28 protein-coding genes and 1 pseudogene are annotated in these 26,205 nt (G+C 35.2%); 8 read left to right on the top strand and 21 right to left on the bottom strand.

Going from position 1 to position 26,205, the window contains the following annotated elements; genetic code table 11:
* Positions 1-343: pseudogene (locus tag MV589_RS07710) on the bottom strand (hypothetical protein); the annotation flags it as partial.
* Entirely contained in the window at positions 312-821 is a 510-nt protein-coding gene (locus tag MV589_RS07715) for a PAS domain-containing protein (protein ID WP_297433793.1), read from the bottom strand. The gene MV589_RS07715 and the pseudogene MV589_RS07710, both read right to left, overlap by 32 nt.
* Positions 822-955: 134 nt before the next feature.
* On the opposite strand from MV589_RS07715, the gene MV589_RS07720 reads away from it, so the two are divergent.
* Together MV589_RS07720 and MV589_RS07725 are read left to right on the top strand one after the other, a co-directional pair.
* Positions 956-1,603, top strand: a complete 648-nt coding sequence (locus tag MV589_RS07720) for a response regulator transcription factor (RefSeq protein ID WP_297433568.1) — start codon at positions 956-958, stop codon at positions 1,601-1,603.
* Positions 1,596-2,711 (top strand): sensor histidine kinase, encoded by a 1,116-nt coding sequence (locus tag MV589_RS07725; RefSeq protein WP_297433570.1) that lies wholly within the window; start codon positions 1,596-1,598, stop codon positions 2,709-2,711. Before MV589_RS07720 ends, MV589_RS07725 begins: the two co-directional genes overlap by 8 nt.
* A 2-nt stretch (positions 2,712-2,713) precedes the next feature.
* Here the strand turns inward: MV589_RS07725 and MV589_RS07730 are convergent, their stop codons facing one another.
* The 7 genes from MV589_RS07730 to MV589_RS07760 form a co-directional block, all read right to left on the bottom strand.
* Positions 2,714-3,793 (bottom strand): alanine/ornithine racemase family PLP-dependent enzyme, encoded by a 1,080-nt coding sequence (locus MV589_RS07730; RefSeq protein ID WP_297433572.1) that lies wholly within the window; start codon positions 3,791-3,793, stop codon positions 2,714-2,716.
* A complete protein-coding gene (locus MV589_RS07735; protein WP_297433574.1) occupies positions 3,793-4,869 on the bottom strand; it encodes an N-acetyltransferase DgcN family protein in 1,077 nt (358 codons plus the stop codon). Before MV589_RS07735 ends, MV589_RS07730 begins: the two co-directional genes overlap by 1 nt.
* A gap of 37 nt (positions 4,870-4,906) precedes the next feature.
* The gene (locus MV589_RS07740) at positions 4,907-5,941 is read right to left on the bottom strand and encodes a phosphagen kinase (RefSeq protein ID WP_297433576.1); all 1,035 of its coding nucleotides are present in this window, start codon (positions 5,939-5,941) and stop codon (positions 4,907-4,909) included.
* Entirely contained in the window at positions 5,941-6,162 is a 222-nt protein-coding gene (locus tag MV589_RS07745; protein WP_297433578.1) for a hypothetical protein, read from the bottom strand. Before MV589_RS07745 ends, MV589_RS07740 begins: the two co-directional genes overlap by 1 nt.
* A complete protein-coding gene (gene argB / locus MV589_RS07750; RefSeq protein ID WP_297433580.1) occupies positions 6,159-7,010 on the bottom strand; it encodes an acetylglutamate kinase in 852 nt (283 codons plus the stop codon). The genes MV589_RS07745 and argB overlap by 4 nt, the downstream gene beginning before the upstream one ends.
* 78 nt (positions 7,011-7,088) lie before the next feature.
* A complete protein-coding gene (locus tag MV589_RS07755; RefSeq protein WP_297433582.1) occupies positions 7,089-8,957 on the bottom strand; it encodes a CBS domain-containing protein in 1,869 nt (622 codons plus the stop codon).
* Positions 8,954-9,661: a response regulator transcription factor gene (locus tag MV589_RS07760; protein ID WP_297433584.1), complete on the bottom strand. Its 708-nt coding sequence runs from the start codon at positions 9,659-9,661 to the stop codon at positions 8,954-8,956. Before MV589_RS07760 ends, MV589_RS07755 begins: the two co-directional genes overlap by 4 nt.
* A gap of 243 nt (positions 9,662-9,904) precedes the next feature.
* Here MV589_RS07760 and MV589_RS07765 point away from each other — a divergent pair, with 243 nt between their 5' ends.
* A complete protein-coding gene (locus tag MV589_RS07765; protein WP_297433586.1) occupies positions 9,905-12,256 on the top strand; it encodes a tetratricopeptide repeat protein in 2,352 nt (783 codons plus the stop codon).
* Here MV589_RS07765 and MV589_RS07770 read toward each other — a convergent pair.
* From MV589_RS07770 to MV589_RS07800, 7 genes are all read right to left on the bottom strand, one after another.
* The gene (locus tag MV589_RS07770) at positions 12,253-12,885 is read right to left on the bottom strand and encodes a phosphatidylserine decarboxylase (protein WP_297433588.1); all 633 of its coding nucleotides are present in this window, start codon (positions 12,883-12,885) and stop codon (positions 12,253-12,255) included. The two genes, MV589_RS07765 and MV589_RS07770, sit on opposite strands and share 4 nt — an antisense overlap.
* Positions 12,875-14,863, bottom strand: a complete 1,989-nt coding sequence (gene ftsH, locus MV589_RS07775; protein ID WP_297433590.1) for an ATP-dependent zinc metalloprotease FtsH — start codon at positions 14,861-14,863, stop codon at positions 12,875-12,877. Before ftsH ends, MV589_RS07770 begins: the two co-directional genes overlap by 11 nt.
* 1 nt (position 14,864) lies before the next feature.
* Positions 14,865-15,698, bottom strand: a complete 834-nt coding sequence (locus MV589_RS07780) for a 50S ribosomal protein L11 methyltransferase (RefSeq protein ID WP_297433592.1) — start codon at positions 15,696-15,698, stop codon at positions 14,865-14,867.
* Complete coding sequence (locus MV589_RS07785; RefSeq protein ID WP_297433593.1) at positions 15,698-16,072, bottom strand: chemotaxis response regulator CheY; 375 nt, start codon at positions 16,070-16,072, stop codon at positions 15,698-15,700. The genes MV589_RS07780 and MV589_RS07785 overlap by 1 nt, the downstream gene beginning before the upstream one ends.
* Before the next feature lie 63 nt (positions 16,073-16,135).
* Positions 16,136-16,846 carry a 1-(5-phosphoribosyl)-5-[(5-phosphoribosylamino)methylideneamino]imidazole-4-carboxamide isomerase gene (gene hisA, locus MV589_RS07790; protein WP_297433595.1) on the bottom strand — a complete coding sequence of 237 codons (711 nt, stop codon included), beginning with the start codon at positions 16,844-16,846 and terminating at the stop codon, positions 16,136-16,138.
* 12 nt (positions 16,847-16,858) lie between these two features.
* The gene (gene hisH, locus MV589_RS07795) at positions 16,859-17,470 is read right to left on the bottom strand and encodes an imidazole glycerol phosphate synthase subunit HisH (protein WP_297433597.1); all 612 of its coding nucleotides are present in this window, start codon (positions 17,468-17,470) and stop codon (positions 16,859-16,861) included.
* Between the two features lie 2 nt (positions 17,471-17,472).
* Positions 17,473-18,378 carry a PDC sensor domain-containing protein gene (locus tag MV589_RS07800; RefSeq protein WP_297433598.1) on the bottom strand — a complete coding sequence of 302 codons (906 nt, stop codon included), beginning with the start codon at positions 18,376-18,378 and terminating at the stop codon, positions 17,473-17,475.
* Positions 18,379-18,429: 51 nt separating this feature from the next.
* Here MV589_RS07800 and waaC point away from each other — a divergent pair, with 51 nt between their 5' ends.
* Positions 18,430-19,434, top strand: a complete 1,005-nt coding sequence (gene waaC / locus MV589_RS07805) for a lipopolysaccharide heptosyltransferase I (RefSeq protein ID WP_297433600.1) — start codon at positions 18,430-18,432, stop codon at positions 19,432-19,434.
* Positions 19,434-20,318, top strand: coding sequence for a lipid A biosynthesis lauroyl acyltransferase (locus MV589_RS07810; protein WP_297433602.1), 885 nt, complete (start codon positions 19,434-19,436; stop codon positions 20,316-20,318). The genes waaC and MV589_RS07810 overlap by 1 nt, the downstream gene beginning before the upstream one ends.
* A gap of 3 nt (positions 20,319-20,321) precedes the next feature.
* On the opposite strand, the gene MV589_RS07815 is transcribed toward MV589_RS07810, so the two are convergent.
* From MV589_RS07815 to panB, 3 genes are read right to left on the bottom strand one after another with little or no spacing between them, the layout of a single operon-like run.
* A complete protein-coding gene (locus tag MV589_RS07815; protein WP_297433604.1) occupies positions 20,322-21,374 on the bottom strand; it encodes an AI-2E family transporter in 1,053 nt (350 codons plus the stop codon).
* Entirely contained in the window at positions 21,375-22,388 is a 1,014-nt protein-coding gene (gene ruvB, locus MV589_RS07820; RefSeq protein ID WP_297433795.1) for a Holliday junction branch migration DNA helicase RuvB, read from the bottom strand.
* 14 nt (positions 22,389-22,402) lie between these two features.
* Complete coding sequence (gene panB, locus MV589_RS07825; RefSeq protein WP_297433606.1) at positions 22,403-23,194, bottom strand: 3-methyl-2-oxobutanoate hydroxymethyltransferase; 792 nt, start codon at positions 23,192-23,194, stop codon at positions 22,403-22,405.
* Positions 23,195-23,283: 89 nt separating this feature from the next.
* On the opposite strand from panB, the gene MV589_RS07830 reads away from it, so the two are divergent.
* Both MV589_RS07830 and trpA read left to right on the top strand, forming a co-directional pair.
* Positions 23,284-23,685, top strand: a complete 402-nt coding sequence (locus MV589_RS07830) for an Hpt domain-containing protein (protein ID WP_297433608.1) — start codon at positions 23,284-23,286, stop codon at positions 23,683-23,685.
* Positions 23,685-24,425, top strand: coding sequence for a tryptophan synthase subunit alpha (gene trpA, locus MV589_RS07835; protein ID WP_297433610.1), 741 nt, complete (start codon positions 23,685-23,687; stop codon positions 24,423-24,425). The genes MV589_RS07830 and trpA overlap by 1 nt, the downstream gene beginning before the upstream one ends.
* Here trpA and MV589_RS07840 read toward each other — a convergent pair.
* Entirely contained in the window at positions 24,422-25,351 is a 930-nt protein-coding gene (locus MV589_RS07840) for an esterase-like activity of phytase family protein (protein ID WP_297433612.1), read from the bottom strand. The two genes, trpA and MV589_RS07840, sit on opposite strands and share 4 nt — an antisense overlap.
* Before the next feature lie 30 nt (positions 25,352-25,381).
* Here MV589_RS07840 and MV589_RS07845 point away from each other — a divergent pair, with 30 nt between their 5' ends.
* Positions 25,382-25,597 carry a hypothetical protein gene (locus tag MV589_RS07845; protein ID WP_297433614.1) on the top strand — a complete coding sequence of 72 codons (216 nt, stop codon included), beginning with the start codon at positions 25,382-25,384 and terminating at the stop codon, positions 25,595-25,597.
* A 9-nt stretch (positions 25,598-25,606) separates the two neighbouring features.
* On the opposite strand, the gene MV589_RS07850 is transcribed toward MV589_RS07845, so the two are convergent.
* The gene (locus MV589_RS07850; protein ID WP_297433616.1) at positions 25,607-26,194 is read right to left on the bottom strand and encodes a hypothetical protein; all 588 of its coding nucleotides are present in this window, start codon (positions 26,192-26,194) and stop codon (positions 25,607-25,609) included.
* Positions 26,195-26,205 lie beyond the last annotated feature (11 nt).

Raw genomic sequence — 26,205 nt, forward strand, 5'->3', positions numbered from 1 at the left:
CACGTATAAACTGCTCTGTTTGGTCAAGCATGTCATTTACACCCCATGCAACTGCCTGCATCGTATGTGTCTCATCTATATCTGTAATACGGTGAGAGAGCTCTCCTCGTCCTGCTTTAATGAGCACGTCACGCACTTGACGAATAAGAGCATCATTAAAAATCTTGTCGCAAACATCATCTGCTTGTAACAGTGTTAGAAGTAGTGTTGCAATGGTACCTACAAATACCAATCCTGCTGCAATGTATTCTCCTTCATACCCAAAGTAGATAATAATAGCTAAGAGTAGTGCATAAAGCCCACTATGCTGTTTAGTGCTGTAAATTGAAGACAAAATCGTCATAACTCTCTCCCTTCTCTTTTAGTATAGTATTGAGTAATTTTTCAGAAGCTTCCATTCCACCACTCTGCTCTACTGCAAAAAGCTGCTTATAGAGTTCAGGAATAACCTGCATTGATTTTGCAGAGGGTTTTCGTCTGACTGAGTGCAAGTCGATGACATTGCCATTTTTATCAAGCGTGACCGTCACATTGGCAAGTACCCAGTAAAAAGAGCCATCTTTACACATATTTTTTACATAGGCAAATATCTCCCCTTTTGCCTTTACTCTATCCCATAGATATTTGAAGATTATTTTTGGCATGTCAGGATGTCTTAAAATCGAGTGGGGTTTTCCAAGCAGTTCCGATTCAGAATATCCCGATATTTTTATAAAGATTTTATTCCCATAAATTATGCGTCCGTTTGCATCAGTTTTCGAGACAATGAACTCATCTGCCGAAAGCTGTTTTTCGTTGTTATTTGGTGCTATTTTAGCCAGTTATACTCCTACATGTTTATTACAAAATATAATAATATTAGTCCTAAAAGTCTAAAAGATAGTTTAAAATTTTACCAAACTTTTAAATAATTTGATTTTTTTGTGATAGCTATCTATTTTGATACAATACATATATGAAAATACTATTATTAGAAGATGACACGGCACTCGCAAGCATTTTAGTGGACTACTTAGAAGATGAATATGAAGTCACACAAACATACAGCATGAAACAAGCACTGCGTTTAAGCGAAGAGGAAAATTTTGATCTCTACATTTTTGACATCAATGTTCCTGATGGAGACGGCATTTCACTTTTAAAAGAACTGCGTGATTTTCAAAATGAAACACCTGCCATATTTATCACTGCGTTTGAGAGTACCAAGTACCTCAAATCTGCTTTTGAATCAGGTGCAAATGACTTTATACGAAAACCTTTTGACCTTGAAGAACTTACCCAGCGCATTGAGAACATCAAACGCCACTTTGGACTTGAAGGAGTTCTCAAAATAACCCCAACACTGGAATTTGATGTTAAAACACATACCATTTTTGATGCTCACAAGAGAGTGCGTCTCACACATAAAGAGAGTGAATGCCTGCACTACTTCTACAAAAATCGCCATCGTGTTGTTAGCTCCGATGAGTTGCTACAAAATTTTTGGGAGTTTGATGAGATGCCAGGAGATGATGCCATCCGTACTATTGTAAAAAATCTTCGTAAACATATAGGAAAAGAGCATATTGTAAACATTCGGGGAGAGGGGTATAAGTTTGAATGAGTTAGAAAAGAGATCATTTTACTCATTTTTAGCGCTTTATCTAAGCTCTTCTGCTATATTTATTCTATTGCTTGGTTACTGGTACTACGATGCGCAAAAAAATGCACTTGAGAGTGAAACCTACTACAAACTCGAACACCTTGCTGATAAACTTGCAGGAAGCATTATCAATGCGCAGATGAAAGGAACTGTCCTTCAATTACCAGAGCAAAAAGGCTTTGAGTACAGTCTCATTCCTACACAAGATCGCGCAAATTACCATGTCGGTTACTTTGAAAAAGATGCTCAAAAGGTCTTAGTATCTGCTGCGCCCCAAGAACATCTTAACATCGAGTACGTTGTAGTACGCACTAACACCTACTTTACGAAGCTGCATAAACTCCAAACGCAGGTACTTACTGTAATGGGCATCAGTTTTGTGCTTATCGTACTTATCTCCTTTTTTCTCGCCAAACTCTTTATGAAACCACTGCATAACAGAATGAGTCAAATAGAGGGCTTCATTCAAGATGTCTCACATGAGCTTAACACCCCAATAACGGCGCTAAAAATGAGTGCGAGCAGAGCAATAAAAAAAGAGGTTTATGATAAAAAAATACTCACCAATATCTCTATAAGTACCAAACAGCTTGAAAGCATCTACAAATCACTCACCTTTTTAAACTTCAAGCAAAAAATGCAGGAGAGTGAACAGGTAAACCTAAAAGTAATACTAGAGAAAAATATCAGTTACTACGAAGAGCTCACCAACGCGAAACATATAGAGATAAAAAGTTCACTTGAAGATGTAACATTTAACATCATCCCTGCGCGTGCCGAGCTGCTCTTTTCCAACCTCATCTCAAACGCCATTAAATACTCCATGCCAAACACAACCATAAGCATAACACTCACACCGGAGTATTTCACTATAAAAGATGAGGGAGTTGGCATATCAAAAGAGAAACTCGAAGCTATATTTGAACTCTACAAACGAGAATCTGATATTGCAGGAGGCTTTGGAGTGGGGCTAAACATTGTCAAACAAATTTGCGATGCGTACAACATCAAAGTAACTGTAAGCTCCGAACTTGAAAAGGGAAGTGAGTTTACACTCTTCTTCCCTTAAGCTCATAGCAGTTCAAGCACCTGACTTTTAAATTTTTTGTGTATAAACGGTGAAGTCATGGCAGAAAGCAATGCAGAATAATTTGGAGAAAAAGTAACTGTGTCTCCTACTTTAAGTCCACTTTGTTTAGCATCTAAAATCATATGATCACTACTACCACCCAAAATATCAACATCAATTTGGGGTGTTAATCCATCAATAGCAACATCTTCTCGACCAAGTCCAAGAATAACACGGGGGATTATTCCTCTATCTTCAAAGTGTGGTATTTCGCCAAAGGCATTCAGTGCCATCTCTCCATTTGGTAAAGAAGGTTTTCGTTTTGCCTCTATCACTTCTGCCACAATTTTAAAAGCATCTTGATAAAGACCCTCTATTTTATGTCTATAAAGAGTTTCAACTCCTAAAAAAATGGATTCGCCCAGTCGCACATTATTCACTCTTCCTGGACGGCCATTTTCCTGAAGCCAGATAAAGTTAGCAGAATTTCCACCTGAAATTATTGAGAGTTTAATACTAAATTGCTGTTCAATCATATCAGCTAGAAGCGAGAGATGGTTCATTTTTTCCTGATTGGGCTTTATACCACCAAAGCAAGCAAAGTTTGCACCAATACCAATCAGTTCGATGTTAGGAAGTCGAAGAATTTTTTCTACATTGTCGTGAAGGTGTTCAGGGAGAATCCCTTCTCTTCTATCGCCCATCTCCACCATAAGAATGACTTGATGCTTTTTTTTCTGTTTGATTGCTTCCTTGTTCAAGGCTTTTATAACTACAAACTCTGTATTAAGAGAGATATCTACATAACGAACTACCCGTTTGACATCCGAGAGAAAAGGAGTGCGAATCAGACAAAAAGTTGCATCGACTCCAGCTTTTTTCATACGAATAATATCCTCGATACGTGAATCACCGAGCAGGCTGATACCAGCATCTACAAGTGTCTGTGCAATATGGGCTTCCCCAAGATTCACTTTATCGATCCCCATCACTTCAATACCAACTTCTCCCCACATCTCTTTGATGCGAGATGCATTGTGAGCAATTTTGTTTAAATCTATTTCAATATAAGGTGTTCTCACTATTTCTTTTTCTTCAAAAGTTCAGGAAATTGTCTCTCAATAGCATCTATGATGCATTTAGTATCTCGCTTAAGAACATCTGTTACCGCTCTTTTGTAGCTTTTTTTATACTCCTCAATTGTCTTATCAATCATAGCATTATCCATATCTTCATGATTTAAAGTAATTGCTATTACTGGTGCATTAGTAAACATCTCATTGAGTTTAATAGCATCTTCAAGTTTTGGTATTGGAAAATCTGGATAATCACCCATTATTTTACGCATTGGTGCATGTTGTAAAATAACGCCATTTGCCTGTGAACCACGACTGATGGCACATGAACTTAGATAAGCTGGATGTGTCAAAGCACCCTGCCCTTCAATAATGAAAATATCGGATTGCTCTGCATCCCAAGCACGAAGTATCTCCCCTTCGACAACGCCAGCAGCAAAATGTCCTGCTATTGCATCCATAGGTGCTCCGTATTTAGCTCCTTGCATAAGACCTGTTTGCCCTGTTGAAATCATCACTGCTTTATAACCTACATTTATAAGAGCTTTTGTTACAATAGTTGCTGTAGTTCGTTTACCAATGGCACCGTCTGTTCCAAGTACAGCTATTCGAGGTGCAGTTACTTTGAGAATTTCTCCTGTAAAAACACGACGCAAATTTTTTCCCTCATATTTTCTTACATCTGTAACAGTTACACCATGTTGCTTAGCCTTTTTCATAAATGCCTTATCATCACTTAAAAAATGGTGCATACCACTTACAATGCTCAATCCTTTGCTCATCGCCTGTTCCATCAGAGTAATATCACCCTCAGAAAAATCACCAGTTAATGGTGCAATACCATAAATAAATGTTTGTGGTTTTTTTGAGAGAGAATTTAGAGCATCATCTAAATTTTTAAAAATCATAATACCATTTGCAATGCCATCCAACACTTCACCCGCATCTTGTCCAGCAAATTGGCTATCTATAACACCAACTATTTCATATCGTTCAGAGTGACGGACAAGCCCATTGGCTGTCTTTCCGTCCATCTGAGTAAAAAATCCTTCACTATACACAACTGCTGTTGCTTTTTTCATTCTTATCCTTAAGATTTATATATCTTCTTCTTGAATCTTATTTTCTAAGTTCTTTCTCTTTTGCTATCAATGCAACGACACCATCATGCATATCTTGAACAGCTTGAACTTCTGTTATACCTAAGCGTCTACGATTGCTAATGTCATAAACTCCACCCTCACTTTCACTGTGTTCACCATTAATTCCACGGATTTGAAGATGGTACTTGTCTGTAATAGCTTTAAATCTGTCCATATCTTCTGCAAGTTTTGGCAAGGCGATGTGAACACTAGCTCTCATGGCAGTTCCTAAATTCGTTGGACAACTTGTAATGTAACCTATATGCTCACTATATGAAAAAGGTACTTTAGTTTCAATACTTTTAATTGCATTTACAAGACGAGTAAAGACCTCTTTTATATCTCCACCCTGTTGCATGGAGATAATACGAAGCTGATCCTCTTCATTGACCCAAACTAAAAATGTTTTATCATTATTGTGATAAATTCCACGACCAGCAGGCCAATCACGATTGAGTCCAGCAGCATCTAAAAAGCGATCTCCCTCTTTAAATAAAAAGTGATCTTTGATGAGTGAATCTTGCACCTCTTTTGACATCCCAAGAAGAGGATAATACTCTCCTTTAAGTTCACCATCAAGTCTCTTAAGACCAGCAACAACACTTGATTCTACATGATCACGCTGCTCTTTTGATATAGCAGGGCCAAGAGGCATATTGTCCATATTTCTTCCAACACGAATACGAGTAGATAAAATAAACTCATTATCAGGGTCAGGATTTGGAGCATTCAAATCATCTGGGTTAAGATTGCTTTTATGAGAATCAGTTTTAGCAAATCCATGATACTCTTCAATAATAGGATCAAAAAGTTTGTCAAAAACATCATAAGACTCTTTGTCACCTGCATAGACACCTATGCCACTATCAATATTTTTCACACCTGAATTAATAGCTTGTTCAAGCGTAAAACCATTAGAAGTTTTTTTATTTTTAAGTGCTTCAAACACCTCAGGTGTTAGATATTTGCAAAGAAGAGATTTGCAATCTTTTGGAAAATTTGGGTAGTTCATTATATATCCTTTTTAGTAAAATTGAGCATCAAGTTGTTTTGTAACACTTGAGTAGTATTTATATTCCAACGCTCTATGCAGTAGCTTGAAAAATCCTCATATCCTTGCTTATAAAGCTCCATCTCTTGAATTACTTCAAAAGCCTTATAAAGCTTTTGCAAGTTTTGCATCTCATCAGAAATGATAGCTTCGCATTGCTGTAAAAGTACAGTTTGACTCATGATTTTATCACCGTTCCAACCCCCTCACTTGTAAAGATTTCAAGTAACAATGCATGCTCAATTCGCCCATCAATTATGTGAGCTTTCATGACACCACCATTAACGGCATCAAGGCAAGCATCTACCTTTGGGATCATACCTCCATCTATAACGCCATTAGCTTTGAGAGTCTTGATTTGTTCTTCATTTAGTGTATGAATAATCTCTTTTTTATTGTTCATTACACCTGGCGTGTCTGTCATAAAAATAATTTTTCGTGCCTTAAGACTAGCAGCAATATGACCTGCAGCGATATCTGCATTTATATTAAATCCAGGATGTCCATTTTGATTTGATGATGCTACAGGTGCTATGACAGGAATAAATTTTTCAGCTATTAAATTATTAATCACTTGAGGGTCTACTTTTGTCAGTTCTCCTACGTAGCCATATTTTTGCATATCTATCGGTTTGGCTTCAAGCATTGAAGCATCTTTACCACTTATACCTATAGCCTTTGCACCATATTCATTCAGCAAAGCAGTAATCTCTTTGTTAATACTTCCAGAGAGAACCATTTCAACTACTTCCATCACCTTTTCATCTGTTACACGCAGTCCATCTATAAAATGAGAGCCGATTTTAAGACGCTCTAACATATCTCCAATAGCTCTACCACCACCATGTATAATAACAGGCTTAATACCCACCAAATACATCAGCACAATATCTCTTGCGAACTTTTCTTTAAGTTCGGGAGTTATCTGCGCTGAACCACCATACTTAATGACAAATATTTGATTTGCATAGCGTTTTATGTATGGCAAAGCATCAAGCAATACTCTTACTTGGTTAATTTTTTGTTTCATATATATTCTTTAAATAGTAAAATCTTTTCAGTTGTTTAATTATAGTTGATAAAAATGTAAGAGTTGTGAAATGTAGTTTTATTTTCTTTGTGGAAGAGTAAGTTTAAAGCAGGCTCCATTATCTGTATTGTATGCAATAATTTTGCCATTCATTTTCTGTTCTACAATAAGTTGCGACATATAAAGACCTATACCTATACCACCATCCTTATATTTTGTACTGGTATAAGGTTTAAATATTTTTGGCAATATACTTAACTCAATACCACCACCATTATCGCAAAACAGCACATTAAGCATACCATTTTCAGAACTTATATCTATATTTATTCTACCTTGCTGCGTTTGTCTGGCAAGTGCATCTTTAGAGTTATTAAGCAAGTTAAGTATGACCTGCGAAAATTCACTAGCAGAACCTTGTATAAAATAAGTGTTTGGTTTTGCATCAAAATGAACGCTAATATGGTAATAATCAAGTGCTGCTGAAACTATTTGAATAGCTTTTTGTATGCAGAGAACTAAATCAAATTTTTCATCAACTCTGTTAGGGCTAAAAAAAAGTCTAAAATCATCAATAGTCGTTGACATATATTTTATTATTTCATTTGCTTTGTCCAGACGCACCTTTAAATACTTCTCATCAAGTTCATCAAAGGCATATGCAGATTCTAAATTCATAAAGATACCACCAAGTTGTGCCAATGGCTGACGCCATTGATGGGCGATATGTCCTATCATCTCACCCATAGAAGCCATTTTTGATTGTTGCATCATAAGGTACTCTTGTTCAACTCTTAATTTATTTTCTTCTTTTATCTCATTTTTAAGTTGTTGCTTAATAGATTCATGTTCTGTAACATCTTTAGCAATCAACTTAATGTAGTTACTATTGATATTTTTTGAGAGAGAACCTGAAAATTCAAAGTTGTACCCATTAATTTTCAGAGCGAAATTAATGATTTTTTTCTCTTTGTTGAGAGTGCTATAAAGTTTTTTCCAGCTCTCATGAAATAAATACTCTGGATGTTTTTCAACTGCTTCACTACCAAAATATTCATATGCTTTACGATTCATCCAATGAATAACCTGTTGTTTTGGTGCATCATAAATCTCAATAATAGCTTCAGGAAGAAAATCCATTATCTCTTTTGCATGACGAAGTTTTATCTCCAACATACGAGCAACATTACCTTTGACATGTTTAAAAATATCTCTGTTAGTTAAAAGTGCATACATCTCGCCTTGTTCATTAGTTACAAGTACGCGTCTTAAACTTTTTTTTCGCATTAGTGCTATGACCGTTGTTATTGCCTCATCAATAGATACACTCACAACAGGGGAGGACATCAAACTCTCAACAGATGTATTTAAATCAATATGTTTATAACTTGCATTGAGAATATCTTTTTCAGTAACAATTCCTACTACCTTGGCTTCTTTTGCAACTATAACAGAGCCTATCTTAGAATCTGACATCTGCTTTAGAGCATCAAAAAGAGTTGTTTTTGGAGATACAGCGACAATACTTACATCATGATTTAAAAGATCACTAACCTTCAAATCAACCTTATAAACATCCTCTTCCAAAAAAGAAAAAAGATCCTCTTGGCACACGGTACCTGCATATTTTCCTGCATCATCTACAAGAACCAAACGGCGTATATTATTTGTCACTACAAGTTCAAAAGCTGATTCTACAGGTCTGTTACAATGAGCCGTTATAACAGGTTTTTTTGCATATGGTACTATTTTTTCATCAAAACAAATACCTTTTTGAAGTAGCTCTAATATCATACTCTCAGTAACTATTCCAACAGGAAATTTTTTGTTTAGAATTACTACAGAACCATTGTTGTTTTTTAGCATACAATCCATTGCCTGAGATATTGTAGCGGTATCTACAATAGAAAAGTTTTTTTTGTGAGCTATATTAGAAAGAGTGTTCATTTATTTATCCCATCATAAAGACGATACCCGATGGCACTTATGTTTTCAATAATATCAGAATGTGTTTTTTTACGGATATTTCTTATTTGTGCACGAATAGCATCTTTGCTCATTGGTCTCTCTTGCCACACTTCATACTCTAAGACATCATAAGAGAGGGTCTGCTCTTTATTTGCTATAAAAAACTCCAGTAACTGCATCTCTTTTCGACGCAGATGTATCTCTTTTTTTTCTAGTAAAACTAACTTTGAAGCTTTATTATAAAAGTAGCCTTTGCCAAGATCTATGAGCTGAGTATTTTCATCATTGTTGTACTCTAAAGCAGCTTTACTAAGAGCATTAACCAACTCAATACTAGTAACAGGTTTTACAAGATAGCGAGTAAGTGTCAGCTCAACAGCTGTAAGTAAAAACTCTTTATCTGTATATGCAGTCGATATAATAATACGAGTTTTTAAATCATTCTTTCGCACAATCTTTGCTAAATCAATACCACTCATACCTGGCAAATTTATATCCAAAAGAAGAATATCAGGTTTTATTTTTTCATACAGTTTCAAGCCATCTTCTGCATTATTGGCCAAATACAAACGAGAGGTATATCTTTTTAAAAACTCTGCAATATGCATTTGAATATTTTCATCATCTTCAACATATAAAATAGTTAAATTTTTAATTGTGGAGGCAAAAAGAGAGTGGTTCATTTTTTAAAATCTTGGAGTTCTATCAAAATCAAAGGCACCAAAACTCTGTACAAAATCTATAAAACAAAAAGTTCTTGTTATACTTATATTCATTACTCCCTCCACAAAATTAGCAATACAATTCTCTTTTAAAATTATAACAAGTTTAACTAAAATACTTTGTGATATACTAAAGTAAACATTTACTTCTGCTTGGCACTTTTTTTGCTTAAGTAAGAATAAATAGATTATATAGGGTACTCAATGGCTAAAGCGAACGACGATATTATCATCATTGAAGATAGTGATGCCGCTTTAGATAATGAAGATGTAGCGCAACAAATAGTTGATTTTGATGAGGAAGAAGAGGCTAGAAAGAAAAAAATAATTCTTTTTGGTGGAATTACTGTTATTATTGTACTACTTATTGTTACAACTGTACTTCTTCTACTTTTTAAACACTCAAAAGAGCAGCAAAATATTGACTTTTCCATTTTAGATAAAAAGCTTGATACAAATAAAACAGTTGTCATTGCACCAACAAAACTGGAAAATATGATAGCAAAAGCAAACTACCTCTACAGTAATGGTTCAAAAGAGAAAGCACTCACACTTTATGAAGACATAGCACAATACTCTAAAGCTATATCAGTGTACAATTTAGGTGTTGCACAACTCAAAGGTGGACAGTACAAAATAGCTTTAAAAACTTTTCAAGATGCCATAAAAAACAATGAAAAACGCTGCGTAAGCGCTATAAACGCAGCGGTATGCTGTTTGCACCTAAATGATGAAAAAAGCTTTAAATACTACATAAATCTAGCCTACGCATATCTTCCTTATGAAATAAATTCACCTCTATACTCCTATTATTATACACTTGTAAATTATTATAAAAAGAATTATCTCTCTGCACTAAATTCACTAAAACACGCTTCATCAAATACCTATCCTGAAGCACAAGATCATCTAAGTGCAAAAATAAATGCTCTTTACAATAATAATTATGATGCCATTGATGCACTTGAAAAATTATCTGATCCAACTGATACTTTTAGCCTAGGACTTCTTTATGCACGCATTGGAGATTTTAATTTAGCCGTTAATCATTTTCAAGATGCCCTGCTAAAAGAGATACATCCAATACGCGCAGAGTTGGCACTTGGTTTAATTAATCTAAAAGCTGGACATATTAAGAACGCTACGCAAGAGATAAATAGCGTTACAAAAAAACACCCAAATAAAGTCTACAATTACTACCCTATTACAGTAAAATTAAAAAATTCTCTTTTTGATCCACAAAAAGCACAAAAACTTTACCGATTAAAAATAATTAAATCTCAAAATATTGCATTTGAAAAAATCTTTTATTTTTCACCATACAAAATTTTTAATGCTAATCAGACTATTAGTTACATTAGAAAAGGGAATGCGAACATCTATATAGACAATGTAGCATCTGCACAAAAATATCTTAAACACAGCGCATCTTCTTCTAGTGTAAACGCAGGGATTACACGCGCCATAAAAAAAGCGCTCTCTATGAAAATAAGAGAAGCAAATAAAGAGCTGCAAAAACTCGCTAAAATCCAACCAAAGCACTCAATTTTGCAGTACAATCTTGCACTTACTTATGCACAATTAGGGAACATCAATCAGGCATATAAACATTTTTTACGCTCTTATCATCTTGATGCAAAAAATTATCTTTCTGGTATTTATGCCGTTATGACAGGAAAAATGATAAATAAAAATACAAGAAAGCTTAAATCAATTATTGCAGACTCTGTAAGCTTGGAGGATGATAATGAAGAGAGTGATCTTTATAAAACACTTCTTCAAATAAGTGCAAATGACTATCTATCTGCTGTAGAATGGACAGAAAATAGCTATAAACCAAGACCTCTATATCTGGTACTTTCCACACTTATAGGTATGAAGTTACACCATTATGACAAAGCTCAAAAAGCCGCGCAAAAATTAACAATAGAGTTTCCACATGATATTCTTCCACACCTTATCTATATAGAGACACATTTTTATAATGATACACCTGCAAAATATGTTGAAGATGTCAATCGTTACTTAAAAAAGCAATCATTTAGCTTTACAGATCTCTATTATGGTCCTTATGTTACAAGGTATCTCTATATTCAAGAAAATCTCATTACAGGGCAACTCTACTATTTACGCAAACAGCTTGAGGCTAAACTCGATACGACGACACAAGAGACGCACGAAATTGAAAGTGCTTTGGCATTGACTGCACTGTACAATAAACAGTATGAAGAGTCTTATATGCTTTACAACCATCTTATAGATACATTGAAAGTTCAGGATGCATATACTCTTTATCTTGGTGCAGTAGCATCTACTGCTGCGAATCATCATGCCAATGCTATCGCACTACTTGAGTTGTCAATTTTGAAAAATAGAAGTTTTTATGAGAGTAGATATGCGTTAGCACTTTTATATCTTGAAACAAAAAATAATGAGGGCGCTACAATTCAACTGGGGAAAATAAAGAGTAATAACTTTACATCAAACTATTTTAATTTTAGTATCAACGAAGATGAGCTACTTTATAAGAAGCAACATCCCCAAACACAACCTTAAAAAAGATAGCCTAAAAGTGTCTCACTTGCGCTAACTTTTGTGCCGGCCGTAAGATGTAGTTTAAATGATTTTGGCAAATAAATAGTGCTAACACCACTAAGCATTGTCCCATATCTCGAACCTTTTATAAGCTCTTCATTCTCATTTATATCAAGAAAAATAGGAGCAAAACTTCTTGAGAGTTTATGTACCACTTTTACTATATGATTATCTTCATCTACAAGCTCAAAACTAGCATATTCATTTAATGCATCAAAAAGCTTTGCATCCTTTGCAAGACGAGCACCTTTTACAAAAGTTAGATTTTGCACTTTTGCACTGTATGGAACTCTCAAAACAGAAACATCTTGATAACGAGATGCAATTGTCACTTTATAAGCGAAAATATCATCTTCAAGGTACTCTATATTCAAGACTTCACCATCAACAGGAGATACAAAAGCATTTTTTTCATAATCCTGTATAGATTTCTCAGGATTTCTAAAAACATATGCACTCAAAAGCATAAATACAAACGCAGCAACAGCGAGTAACTCCAAATCTAAAATTAGGAAAATAATAGCTGCAACAAAAGCATATGCAATATATTTTAGAGCATGCTTATGTAGAATAAAAAGATTATTGTCCATTATCCAACTCATTTGTTATAGTTTTACTCATATTTGCATCTTCTTTCAGCTCTTCTTCTATCGTTTCAGCACCCTCTACGACTTTTGATTTTATATTGTTTGCTTTTTCAAAGTCTATAATTATTTTACGAACTTCATCACCTGTAATATTCTCTTTTTCATATAAAAGAGCCACCATACCTTCTATAGCATCTCTATACTCTTCAAGACGTGCCACAACAGCAGCATATCTCTCATCAAGAGACTGTTTAATAAAGTCATCCATCTCTTGTGCCATTTTATCACTATATTCACGAGATGCTTGTTGTCCTGTACCTAAGAAAGATTGGCGTGATTTTTCAAGTACCATCAGTCCTGCAATATCAGTCATACCATAAGTTTGTACCATAGATTTTATAATGTCTGTTGCACGTTCAAGATCATTTCCTGCACCAGTTGAAATCTCACCAATAAAAACTCTCTCAGCAGCACGACCACCAAGAAGAACATCTACTTCTGCCCAGAGTTCATGCATCTGCATCATAAACTTATCTTCTTCTGGTTTATTTAGAGTATACCCAAGAGCGGCAAGTCCACGAGGAACTATTGAAACCTTAGATACTTTTTTAGCACCATCAGTTGTCTCTGCCATAAGTGCATGTCCACTCTCATGATATGCCACTATTTTTTTCTCTTTTGGATTGATACGACGTGATTTTTTAGCAAGTCCGGCAAGAGCACGCTCAACCGCTTCAAACATATCTTGCTGTTTCACTGTTTTTTGACTTTTACGCCCTGCTAAAAGTGCCCCTTCATTAATAACATTTGCCAAGTCAGCCCCAGCCAAACCTGCTGTTAAACGTGCAATCTCTTCTAGGTCAACATCATCATCAATTTTTACATTTTTCACATGTACTTTTAGAATTTTAACACGTCCCTCAAAATCTGGTTTATCAACAAGAACTTGTCTATCAAAACGTCCAGGTCTTAAAAGTGCTTGATCTAAAATTTCTGGTCTATTTGTAGCTGCTAAAATAATAACAGGAGTGTTTGTTCCAAAACCATCCATCTCTGCAAGAAGTTGATTCAGAGTTTGTTCTCTCTCATCATTACCACCCATTGGACCACCAGATGCACGGCTTTTACCAATAGCATCAATCTCATCAATAAATATAATAGATGGAGCGTCTTTTTTTGCCTGCTCAAACAGATCACGCACACGAGCAGCACCAACACCTACAAACATCTCAATAAAACTTGAACCACTCACTGAGAAGAAAGGAACTTCTGCTTCACCTGCAACAGCCTTTGCAAGAAGTGTTTTACCAGTACCAGGACTACCAACAAGCAGCACCCCTTTTGGAATTTTTGCACCGATTTCTACATAGCGTCCAGGGTATTTTAAAAAGTCAACTATCTCTTGCACTTCTTCTTTTGCCTCTTCTACGCCTGCTACATCTTCAAATTTTGTATCTGGTTTTTCTGAACTAATAAGCTTTTTAGAATTTCCCATTCCAAGAAGACCACCACCCATACTTTTTTGCATACGCCCAGCAAAAAACATCCAAATGGCAATAATAATAAGAAAAGGAAAGAGCCATCCAAACATATCAGTAAACCAGTTTGTTTCACTAAAACCTGTGTACTCAATTTTTTCTTTATCTAAAAGTTTTACAAGCTCTGGATCACCTTTTATAACTCGAGTTGTATAAATTTTGGAACCATCAGAAGAGACAGCCTTAATATAGCTTTGCCCTATTTCCACTTTTTTGACAGATTTGTCTTTTACTAAAGATTTCAATTCAGAGTAGTCAATTTTTTCTACTTTAGTAGCACCATTTCCACCCATAGTCCCGCTAGTCATACCAGCACCATCGCCAACCATTACCTTAAAAAGTAATATAACTACAACTGAAAAAATCGCAAATGTAATAAGTGGATTTTGGTTAAAAAAATTATTGTTGTTATTGTTGTTATTATTATTTTCGTTTTTAGCCATTTTATTTCTCTTTTATTTTTAATACGAGTGTTACCCACTCTTCTTGTGCTATCTTCTCTATAATCTCACAATCTTTGTAGTAATTCAGCACTTTCGTTTCATATTTATCTAAAATACCTGATAGAACCAAAACCCCATCATTATCTAGTGCATTTTTAAGATCGTTTGCAATAAATGTCAATACATCTGCAACAATATTTGCTACAACAATTTTATATTTTTGATCTAAATTAGTAGCGGAACCTTCCCAAATAGAGTGAAATTCCAAATTATTTAATTTTGCATTTTTTATAGAGTTTTCAACTGATATTGGATCAGTATCACAAGCATCAACTACTGCACCAAGTTTCATAGCTGCCATGCCAAGTATGCCACTTCCACAACCAACATCTAAAACTTTATCACCCTCTTGTACATATTTAGAAATCGCACGGAGTGAAGAAGCAGTTGTTGGATGATGTCCCGTACCAAAGGCAAGAGCAGGATCAATTGCAATATTAATTAGATTTGGATTTGGTTCACTCCAAGTTGGATGAATATAAAATTTATCAATAGCTAAAGGTTCTATAGAGTTTTTATAAGACTCTACCCAGTCGTTATTTTCAAGCTGTTTTTGCTGACACTCAAGCTCAATATCTTCATCAAGTGCCTTTTGTAGAGCCTCAGTAAACTGTTCTAAGCCCCAAACAATAGTCTCTAAATTATCTTCACTACGAATGACAAAACCACCATCAATCTCTTCAAAACCAATAGGAAGAGTGTCTGCTAAAAAATCTGCATACAAATCATGGTGTGACGAGACTTTTACACTAAGCTCGTAATAATGCTCCTGCATTATTGGGAAACACCCATCACAGCAGCTAATTTTTCTTTTAATACTTGAGGAGTAAAAGGTTTTACAATGTAGTTATTTACACCTGCTTTAAGTGCAGTAATAACCTCAGCTTTACCACCTTCAGTTGTTACCATGATAATAGGAGTATCTTTAAAACGTGCATCAGCACGAACTTTTTTTACAAGTTCAAGTCCATTCATTTCAGGCATATTCCAGTCTGTAATAAGCATCTCAATATCTGGATTTGCATCCATCTGAGCCCATCCTTCGACTCCATCTGCACCCTCAAGTATATCTTTATATCCAAGACGAGCCAGAGTATTTTTAATTATACGACGCATTGTAGAACTATCATCAACAACAAGTAATTTCAAATGAAATCCTTTAAATATATATTTTATTTTGCTTATAATATCAAAATTTTGTTTGTATTACTATTAATCTAGGAGTTTAAACATCTTCTCTAAATCTAATTTTCCTTCATAATATGCCTTACCAATAATAACACCATCAACTTCATTAGTAGCTATAAGTGCTTTTATATCATCTTCATCCTTAACACCACCACTTGCAATTGTGCTCACCCCACTTGCACGCGCTATATCTAAGGTAAAGGCAACATTTACACCACTCAGCGTTCCATCTTTTGAAACATCAGTACAAATAATAGCCTCAACACCTGCATTTGCAAACTCTTTTGCCAAGTCAGTAGCCTTCATCGTACTTACTTCACCCCAACCCTCAACCGCAACATATCCATCAATAGCATCAATACCCACTGCAATAGGATACTTCGCCGCCATATCTTTTACAAACTGCGGATCTTTTACAGCAATTGAACCCAAAATAATTCTGTCAATGCCAATTTCTAGCATCTTTTGAATAGTCTCTTCATCACGAATACCACCACCGAGTTCCAGCTTTACATTACAATTCTCTCGTATTTTCACTATCTGCTCAAGATTTTTCGGCTCACCTGCAAAAGCACCATTAAGATCAACAAGATGCACCCACTCAGCTCCCATTTCTTCAAACTTTTTTACAAGTTCATACGGCTCATTTGAGTAAATCTTCGCACTATCCATCAAGCCTTTGGTAAGGCGTACCGCTTTTCCATCTTTTAAATCAATCGCTGGGTATAAAGTCATTTTTTTCCTTCTCTATAGTTGTATAAAATTTTCTAAAATTTTGAGTCCGTTATCTTGACTCTTTTCAGGGTGGGGTTGGATGCCCATGATGTTGCCATGCGCTACGGCTGATGTGAATTTGTATCCGTAATATGTTTCACCTATAATGTCTTTCTCATCATCACAAACTGCATGATAAGTATGTACAAAGTAAAGGTAATGTTCATCATCTAAGTTTTCAAAAAGAGGATGTTTTTTTGTGAACATTCTGTTCCATCCCATATGAGGAATTTTTAAGGCTTCATCAAAATTTTTCTTTTCAAACTTAACTACTTTTCCTTTGATGAGAGCCAGACCTTTGTGTGCACCGAACTCTTCACTACTCTCAAAAAGCAGCTGCATACCAAGACAGATACCTAACATCGGCTTGCCACTTTTTGCAAAGGCTTTGATGGCATCTACCATATTACGCTCTTGCAGATGTTCCATAGCATCACCAAACGCACCAACACCAGGGAGTATAAGTTTATCGTATTCCTGAAATTTTGCAGGATCACTCTCTACTACTGTCTCTTGCCCTAGTTTGGCAAATGCGTTTTTAACGCTCGCCAAATTTCCCATATTATAATCAATAATTGCTATCATTTTTACTCATCTATTTTTAATTTTGTAAATTTTATATATACTGCCAAACTCACAATCAATACAGCCACACCTATAATAATATAAATGGCATATATCAATTTATCTGGGTCGGTTATTGCAAACTTAAACACCAGCATCAAAGCTTCAATTGAGAGTGCAATAATAATGGAACCTAAAAAGCGTACCATCGTTTTATGCGGTCCTGAAATATTATGCTCTTTATGCCGTCCCAGTATCTCCTCTTCAATAAGAGTTTTAGAGAGATCAAAAATAGCCAGAGAAAGAGTTAAAAGAATCGTTGCTTCAAAGACATCTTTTATTTTAAAATGAGCAGTAGAAATTTCATAAACAAAAAAGCTCTGTACACCTTTAACAAAAAGAAGCAGTGCTACTAAAATAAGTGCTATTGAAAAAGCAGCATAACTGTACTTGAAAAATTCTTTTGTAAAAGTGTCTAAAGTAGTAGGATGCGCAACTTTTAACACCTCTTCAAGAGGCATATCAATACATGCCACATACTTTAACTCTCCATCTTCATTAAATATTGGTGAAGAGGTAGTAACACTCAAATCTCCTGTAATTAATGAAGGATACGGGTCAGTAAGTGTACATCTCTCTTCTCTTACAGCACGATAATAGTACGCCCTATCCGCCCTAATTTTTCCAATATCATCATCAATTTGCTCTGTTTTGGTAAATGTAGGACTAACCTGCACACCCTTCTCATCTAAGAGGTAAACACCCTCGCAGCTATCTAACTCCGATTTTATTTTCAAAAGGCGGGGTACAATCATTTCACGGGTAATTGAGGGGAGTCGGTTTGGAATATTTTTTGAAAAAAGATAACAAAAATATGCTCTTGCTTTTGTGCGACTTTCAGAAAAGCGTTGTATATCTGATGGAACCATTCATCTACCCCTTATTTTACTTTATTCTAATTATATCAAAGATTCACTATAATGTCATCAATGAATAAAGAGATCAAAAAACTAGCAATTGTCCGACTCTCTGCACTTGGCGATATAGTCAACAGTGCAATTGTCGTGCAATTCATCAGACAAAAATATCCAAACGCAGTGATAGATTGGGTTACAGAAGAGATGTTTAGTGATGCGGTGAGCCTTCTTGAAGATGTTCAACATGTGCATACAATAAACCTTAAACAGCTCAAAAAAGAGAAGAGTTTTAAACTTTTACAACAAAACATCTCAAAACTCCGCGCTTTAGGTGAGTATGACATCATCATTGATATGCAGGGACTTATAAAATCAGCCATAGTTGCAAGGCTCATAGGTAAAAATACACATGGTTTTGACAAAGATTCAACCAGAGAGTCTCTTGCTGCTCTTTTTTACAAAACAACTTCTCATATTGCTTACAGTGAAAATGTTGTCAAACGCAACTGTTTTGTAGTTGCAGATGCGCTAGATTTTACCATTACAGATGCAATGATTTTAAATAAAAAACCTCTATTTCAAGTTACAAAAGAGTACCAACTACGCAGCGAGAAAAAAAATATTGCCTTTGTTGTTGGGGCATCTTGGAAATCTAAAATTTATCCAAAAGAGGAGCTTGTAAAAATTTGTAATGCACTACAAGAGCAAGCTTTCATTATCTGGGGAAGTGAGAGTGAAAAAGCTGATGCAGCGTGGATTTGTGAACACTCAGAGTATGCAGCACTAGCACCTGCTATGAATTTAAGCGAACTTATTGCTTTTATATCACATCTTGATCTGCTCATAGGTAATGACACCGGTCCTACGCATATTGCATGGGCACAAAACATTCCATCTATTACGCTACTTGGACCAACAAACAGACGTATGCTTTATGAAACACAAAAAAATGTGGCAATAGAGTCGCCCTCTACTGTCAATATAATGAAGATAGATAAAAATGATTTTTCTATAAAAGATATACCTTATGAAAAAATCCTCAAAGAGGCAAGGGAGTTACTAAAATAATGGGCTATAAATCTCTTCTTATCTTAGAAAAAATTCTTATGGCTTTACCAAAAAGTGCTCGTAAGAACTTTTTTGTTTTTTTAGCGTTCATTGGCTATATTTCAAGTAAAAAATACCGCAACATTGTCAAACAAAACCTCGACTATGCATTTGATAACAGTATGAGTGAAGCAGAGATAAAAACAATAACAAAATACTCTTTTAAAAACTTACTTTTTAATTTTATGCACCTAATGGAACTGCGCCATATGACAAAAAAGGAACTTGCAGATAAAGTTACAGTTGTCAATAAAGAAGCAGTTGATAGAGTGCATAAAGAAGGGCGTGCTGTCATTTATGTCACATCTCACTACTGTGCTTGGGAACTTGGAGGGGCATCTGTAGGTGCCTTTATTGAGCCTACTGCAGCAGTATATAAAAAGATGAAAAACAGTGTTTATGAAGAGTGGTTATTAGATGCTCGTTCTCGATTTGGAAATAGTAATTTGGAAAAAACAAATGTGCTAAAACCACTTATTCGCCTTATAAAAAACGGCAAAGCAAGTGGTATTTTAATCGATACAAATATTAATAAGAGAGAAGGGGTTCTTGTTAATTTTATGGGTAAACCCATTCGACAAACGGCAACGCCTGCCTACTTAGCACGAAAATTTAACGCAGCAATCATTCCCGTTACTATTCGCACTGATGATGAAGAGCACTACACACTTATGCTTTTTGATGAAATTAAAGTTCCTAAAACTGAGAATGAAGAAGATGACATTCAAAAAGCGACACAACTCCAAGCGGACTGGCTCACTTCTATCATCACAAAAGAGCCAAAATTTTGGTTTTGGTTACATAGAAGATGGAAGAGTGATAATCCTCAAATCTACAAAAAGTAGATTTTAACACTCTTTTTTTGAATCATATTCTCTTGAGCGTGCTTCAAACAACTTTAAAATTGTTAGAAAAAATGCAGTAATTGCAGGACCTAAAATCATTCCCCAAAATCCAAAAGTTGTAAGACCCGCTATAATGGCAAAAAAGATAACTAGCTCATTCATTTTAGTTACACCATCTTTATGTATTTTTTGATTAATTTCTCTAATAATAAGAGGTTTAACAAAAGTATCCGCAACAATGGAAATAACAACTACTGAATAGAGTGCAATAAAAATTGCATTACTGTTATGCCCAATAGAGAACTCATAAATCATAAATGGCAACCACATTAGTACACCACCTATAACAGGAATTAAAGAAGCAAAACCATACATAATTCCAAAGAGTAAGCCATTGTAGCCCATAAAAGAGATTGCAATTCCAAAAAGTGCGCCCTCAAACATTGCAGTTGCAATGATAGAGTAAAAAACAACACTCATAACAGAAGAGAGTTCTCGTATAAGCAGCTGTGCATCTTCAACAGACATCTGTACAATACGCTTTAAAAAATCAACCATACTTGCACTATTATAATTGGCAAAAAAGTAAAATACAATTACTAAAAAAGCATTTTTAACAAACCCTGCGCTAAAAGCACCAATTTTACCTGCAATATCTAAGCTATGAGCCGTAAAAGCATTAATATTTATATCTTTTAAACTGTCTGCAAAATAGGGTTTTACAAAGCGTAAATATTCAGGAGGATTTTCAATAAAATGTTTTACATACATCTCGACATTTTTAAGAGTATTGGGGTTTAGATGGTTTAATTTTATAGTTAAATTTGTCAAAAAATAACTCAATGGTGCGAAAAACAGTATGGCAAGCAAAAGGCTTGACAAGAGTGCTGCTGCCATTTTTGAGTGGAATTTTTTTTCAAAATAATCTTGTATATTTGATGTTGAAATTGACAAGAGAGCAGCTATTGTAATCACCATTAAAAAAGGTGCATACAGAAGATACATCCAGTAAAGGGCAACGCCAAATAAAATAGCAATAAAGTATTGTGTTCTCATCTAAAAAAGTGTCCCGTCTGCGTTTACACAACTCATATTTAAAACATCATAAGTAGCAGGTGTTGCCCTACGCCCCTTTGCTGTTCGCTCCAAATATCCATTTGCAATAAGATAAGGTTCTAGTACATCTTCAACAGTCCCCTCATCTTCACTCAAAGCTGCTGCAATGGTACTCAGTCCCATCGCCCGTCCATTTGCAGATACAAGAAGGTTTAAAAGACGTAAATCCATCTCATCAAAGCCATGAGAGTTTATACCCAGCTCATCAAGCGCATATTTTGTTCTGTTATGGCTGATGTCTGCTTCATCCGCTACATCTGCAAAATCTCTTACACGACGGAGTAAACGCAGCGCTATACGTGGTGTACCCCTGCTGCGTTTAGCTATCTCAAACGCAGCTTCATAAATAATCTCTTTTTCAAGTTTCTCTGAAGCCTGCGCAATAATTCGGGCAAGTTCATCATTTGAGTAAAAGTTCATACGAAAACTCATTCCAAATCTATCACGAAGTGGATTTGAAAGCATTCCTGCACGCGTTGTCGCACCAATAAGTGTAAAACGTGGTAAATCAATTTTCACCGTCTGTGCAGCAGGGCCACTCCCTATGATAATGTCGATACGGTAATCTTCCATAGAAGAGTAGAGTATCTCTTCAACAGCAGGAGAGAGACGATGAATTTCATCTATAAATAAAATATCACCCTCTTCTAAGTTTGTTAAAATTGCTGCTAGATCACCGCTCTTCTCTATCATTGGTGCGGCTGTCACTTTGATGTTAGCGTTCATCTCATTTGCTATAATAAGTGCTAAAGTTGTCTTTCCAAGTCCAGGAGGTCCATAAAAAAGAACATGGTCAAGTGCCTCTTGGCGTTTTTTTGAAGCCTCAATAAATACAGAAAGATTTTTTTTAATCTGCTCTTGTCCAATGTATTCACTCCAGGCATCTGGGCGAAGTGTAACCTCACTATTTTCATCTTCAATACTAAAAGTTTCAATATCAACAACACGATCCATTAAGATTTCACCCATTAATATGTATGTTCCTCAGCTGGAAATGCTTTTGTTGCAACTTCATCAGCATACTCTTTAACTGCATTTTTCACCAAAGTTGCACCATCCAAATATTTTTTTACAAACTTTGGTGTGAACGCTTCAAAAAGTCCTAGCATATCTGAAAAAACAAGTACCTGACCATCAACATCAGCCCCTGCACCTATGCCAATAACAGGGATACTCACTGCCTCTGCGACCTCTTTTGCAACATCTGCTTTTGTTCCCTCTATCACCATACAAAACGCACCCGCTTTTTCTACTGCTTTTGCATCAGCAATGATAGACTCTCTTTGCTCTTCCGTCTTCCCCTTGACCTTATATCCGCCTTCACTGCGAACAGACTGGGGAAGCAGTCCTATATGCCCACATACAGCAATGCCATTTGCACTCAAATGTGCAATAATATCAGCTTTGTCTTGACCACCCTCTATTTTTACACAATCAGCCTGCGTTTGTTGAAAAATTTTTATAGCATTGTCCAGTGCTCTCTCTTTGTCAATGTAAGTACCAAAAGGCATATCACATATAACAAAACTATTTGGTGCGCCCATACATACTGCGTTTGTGTGGTAAATCATCTGCTCTAAAGTTGCAGAGATGGTATCACTCTTACCTGCAAAACTCATGTTAAGGCTATCGCCTACCAAAATCATATCTGCACTTTCGCTGACAAGTTTAGAAAACAGCGCATCGTAAGCCGTAATCATGACTAATGATTTTACACCTTTAGCCTGTTTTATGGAAGATATTGTTAATTTTTTGCTCATTTGAAAACTCTTTGTAGTTTAATAAAAGTATTTTAACTAAAAATTGCTATAATTTGGTAATAGACTTCTATTATAAGGGGAATTGTTTAATGGGTATACGCAGTGATTTAGAAACAAACTTTGATTATGAAATCGTTGATGAGTTTTTAGACCACTACTCTATGATGGTTGAAAGCATGGAAGTGATGATTATTGACCTAACAAAACCTAATATGTACAAGAGAAGTATTAATGAACTTTTTCGTGTATTTCACAATATAAAATCAGCTTCTGGATACTTGCAAATACTACCTATGAATAAACTGGCATCATTTGTCGAAGATGCACTTGAAGATTTACGCAATAACAGCACCTCGATTAATCAAGAAACAGTTGATTGGCTTTTACAAATAAGTGATATGTTTGCCATCTGGCAAGATGATCTTAAACAAGACAGCGAACTTAGTAAAATAAAATTTTCCCTACTTAAAACTCCCGATTTGGATAAATAATGAAAAAACTCGTAGCATATATAACCTCTGGATACCCAGAAAAATCTTTTAGTGTTGATTTGGCACTCTCTCTTGGAGAGAATGGTGTTGACACTCTCGAACTCGGTGTTCCTTTCTCTGACCCAGTAGCAGATGGTCCTGCCATTGAAGATGCAAACCATAAGGCACTGGAACTTGGTTTTAAATTTAAAGACCTTTTGGAAATTTCAAAAGTCGTAGCACCAAAAGTGGACACCCTCTGGATGGGTTACTTTAACAGCTTCTACCAACAAGATCTGCATAAATTACTGCCACTTGCAAAAGAGCTTGGAGTAAATGGGCTTATTATTCCTGATGTACCGCATGAAGAGGCAAAACTCTATAAAGAGCTTTTTGCTGCAAATAGTATTGCAAATATCTCTTTTGTAGCACCTACTGACTCTGAAAAACGAATAGAAGAGCTTGTAAGCGATGCACAGAAATTCATCTATATGGTAGCTTACACTGGCATAACAGGAGCAGGAGTGGCAGAAGATTTACAGCCATTTTTAGCTTCTATAAAAAAATATACACAAACACCCGTATATGTCGGTTTTGGAGTTAATGAAAAGACCGCAAAAGAGAAGGTAAAAGGGGCTGATGGTGTCATCGTTGGAAGTGCTTTTATAAACATCCTTTTAAACGAAAAGCTATCATTAAGCCAAAAAATAGCACAATGCAGCGAGCTTGCAAAAGTCATCAAAAACGAAATAAACGCTTAATCTTCCTTAATTTCAAAAAGCACTAAAAGTGTTTTTTGAAACATATTGTTATTGTCATCACTCACCATTATAAATCTATTTTTTCCTACTTTTGTCACACCCTCAAAGTTGTCTATATTCCACCCTTTATTTGAGTCAAACGCAGCGAGTAATTCACTTTTACAGAGATGATTTTTATTGCAAGAGGAGAGATCTACTTTTACAAGTGCAGTATATCGTCTTGGCAAAAAATAGTGATAGCTACGAAGAAGTACAACTATATTATTTTCATCTATAAACTCAAGACCTGTAATATTCCCATATGCTTGAAACTTATAAATATTTGTATTTGAATAGAGTCTATGGTATTTTTTATCAACATTTTTCAAAGGCTCTTCAGGTGCTGTAATGATACCGTACTTTTTATTGTAAGCTACAGCTTCAAGTCCTTTGTTTTTACTCTTATATAGCTCTAAATTTTGTAAGGCTTTATTTATGTGTATCTTTTTTATTTTAACACCTTCAGGTGTGAAAAGATTCACCCTCTCTTTCCCCTCAAATGAAATGAGTAAATCATCTCCTTTTAAAGCCAAACCTTCAGAGTCATGATGATGAATTTTAGAGTATTTTTTACGCAATTTATACTTATGAACAAATGTTAACTTAATAATTTTATTATGCTTTATAAGCAGCCGAAAAACAACAAGATAGCCCTTGTCGCTCACTGCATAGAGGTAACCATTTTTATATGCAAGTCCAGATAATTCGCTAATTTTCACACCAGAAATATCATCAAATTTCAGACGCTTGCTATCAAGAATTTTAATTTTTTCATAGCTGCTCTCTTTCATTGAGCTAGGTTTGATCTCAAACGCAGTCATACCTGCAAAAAGAAGTTGCCAAGAGAATAAAAGTAAAAAAATAGTTTTATCTATTGAATTTTTCAAATACTACCTCTTGTATGCTATAATCTAAATATGAAAATATGGATATCAAAAACAGTTACACCAAGCTACAAACTAATAAAACTACATTGTGAACAGCACAGTAATTACGTATATTTGGGAGATTTAGATGATAAAGAACTGAAAGAGTTTCTCCTCAGTGAACAACAAAATCTTGATGTTGCTAAAAATATCAAACTCTTACACTACTATGGGTATTTACATCTTTTTATAACGCAAAAAGGCTAAGAAAAAAGCCTAATGCATTTCATATTTAAAGATAATACTTGCATACCCTGTAATAAAATTATTAAATGTATAAGTCACATTATCTTTTGTATTTGTAGCGTCAAGCATCATAAGTCGTGCTCCCACTTCTAAGTCAATAAGTTTACTTGCATGAAAATTAAGTCCTGCATCAGCTCCATAATATGGATTTGAAATCAATCGCTTAGTTGTCTCATTTGGTGCTTTAAATTTCATATTTGCAATACCTGCATTTAGCCCAATATAAAGATTCATTTTAGTAGATACATTTAAAAGATAATCCAACTCTCCACCATATGTTCCTATGTAATCATAAGAGCTATCTGGATTAGTATAATAATCTGCTGTTAAGAATATTCTATAGTTATAAGACTCTGCACCAATTTTTATACCGATATTTTGAACAGTTTTGTTTACTGAATCACTCATAGTAGCAGTATCAACATCACTATTAATACTCGTCATCCCACCCTCAATTCCAATAAGTGAATAATCTGGGTAAATTACCGTATCTGCCATTGCAGCACTACTTAACATCGCGGCTGCAACAAGAGCCTTACCTAATCTATTTTTTATCATTATCTTCACCT

Source organism: Sulfurimonas sp., from assembly GCF_026991475.1.
Classification (GTDB): domain Bacteria; phylum Campylobacterota; class Campylobacteria; order Campylobacterales; family Sulfurimonadaceae; genus Sulfurimonas.

What these genes read in the sequence shown, in the direction of transcription:
- MV589_RS07720 (WP_297433568.1), top strand. Translation starts at nt 956, where the DNA reads ATGAAAATACTATTATTAGAAGATGACACGGCACTCGCAAGCATTTTA.
- MV589_RS07735 (WP_297433574.1), bottom strand. Translation starts at nt 4,869, where the DNA reads ATGAAAAAAGCAACAGCAGTTGTGTATAGTGAAGGATTTTTTACTCAG.
- MV589_RS07740 (WP_297433576.1), bottom strand. Translation starts at nt 5,941, where the DNA reads ATGAACTACCCAAATTTTCCAAAAGATTGCAAATCTCTTCTTTGCAAA.
- MV589_RS07745 (WP_297433578.1), bottom strand. Translation starts at nt 6,162, where the DNA reads ATGAGTCAAACTGTACTTTTACAGCAATGCGAAGCTATCATTTCTGAT.
- argB (WP_297433580.1), bottom strand. Translation starts at nt 7,010, where the DNA reads ATGAAACAAAAAATTAACCAAGTAAGAGTATTGCTTGATGCTTTGCCA.
- MV589_RS07755 (WP_297433582.1), bottom strand. Translation starts at nt 8,957, where the DNA reads ATGAACACTCTTTCTAATATAGCTCACAAAAAAAACTTTTCTATTGTA.
- MV589_RS07760 (WP_297433584.1), bottom strand. Translation starts at nt 9,661, where the DNA reads ATGAACCACTCTCTTTTTGCCTCCACAATTAAAAATTTAACTATTTTA.
- MV589_RS07765 (WP_297433586.1), top strand. Translation starts at nt 9,905, where the DNA reads ATGGCTAAAGCGAACGACGATATTATCATCATTGAAGATAGTGATGCC.
- MV589_RS07770 (WP_297433588.1), bottom strand. Translation starts at nt 12,885, where the DNA reads ATGGACAATAATCTTTTTATTCTACATAAGCATGCTCTAAAATATATT.
- ftsH (WP_297433590.1), bottom strand. Translation starts at nt 14,863, where the DNA reads ATGGCTAAAAACGAAAATAATAATAACAACAATAACAACAATAATTTT.
- MV589_RS07780 (WP_297433592.1), bottom strand. Translation starts at nt 15,698, where the DNA reads ATGCAGGAGCATTATTACGAGCTTAGTGTAAAAGTCTCGTCACACCAT.
- hisA (WP_297433595.1), bottom strand. Translation starts at nt 16,846, where the DNA reads ATGACTTTATACCCAGCGATTGATTTAAAAGATGGAAAAGCGGTACGC.
- hisH (WP_297433597.1), bottom strand. Translation starts at nt 17,470, where the DNA reads ATGATAGCAATTATTGATTATAATATGGGAAATTTGGCGAGCGTTAAA.
- MV589_RS07800 (WP_297433598.1), bottom strand. Translation starts at nt 18,378, where the DNA reads ATGGTTCCATCAGATATACAACGCTTTTCTGAAAGTCGCACAAAAGCA.
- waaC (WP_297433600.1), top strand. Translation starts at nt 18,430, where the DNA reads ATGTCATCAATGAATAAAGAGATCAAAAAACTAGCAATTGTCCGACTC.
- MV589_RS07810 (WP_297433602.1), top strand. Translation starts at nt 19,434, where the DNA reads ATGGGCTATAAATCTCTTCTTATCTTAGAAAAAATTCTTATGGCTTTA.
- MV589_RS07815 (WP_297433604.1), bottom strand. Translation starts at nt 21,374, where the DNA reads ATGAGAACACAATACTTTATTGCTATTTTATTTGGCGTTGCCCTTTAC.
- ruvB (WP_297433795.1), bottom strand. Translation starts at nt 22,388, where the DNA reads ATGGATCGTGTTGTTGATATTGAAACTTTTAGTATTGAAGATGAAAAT.
- panB (WP_297433606.1), bottom strand. Translation starts at nt 23,194, where the DNA reads ATGAGCAAAAAATTAACAATATCTTCCATAAAACAGGCTAAAGGTGTA.
- MV589_RS07830 (WP_297433608.1), top strand. Translation starts at nt 23,284, where the DNA reads ATGGGTATACGCAGTGATTTAGAAACAAACTTTGATTATGAAATCGTT.
- trpA (WP_297433610.1), top strand. Translation starts at nt 23,685, where the DNA reads ATGAAAAAACTCGTAGCATATATAACCTCTGGATACCCAGAAAAATCT.
- MV589_RS07845 (WP_297433614.1), top strand. Translation starts at nt 25,382, where the DNA reads ATGAAAATATGGATATCAAAAACAGTTACACCAAGCTACAAACTAATA.
- MV589_RS07850 (WP_297433616.1), bottom strand. Translation starts at nt 26,194, where the DNA reads ATGATAAAAAATAGATTAGGTAAGGCTCTTGTTGCAGCCGCGATGTTA.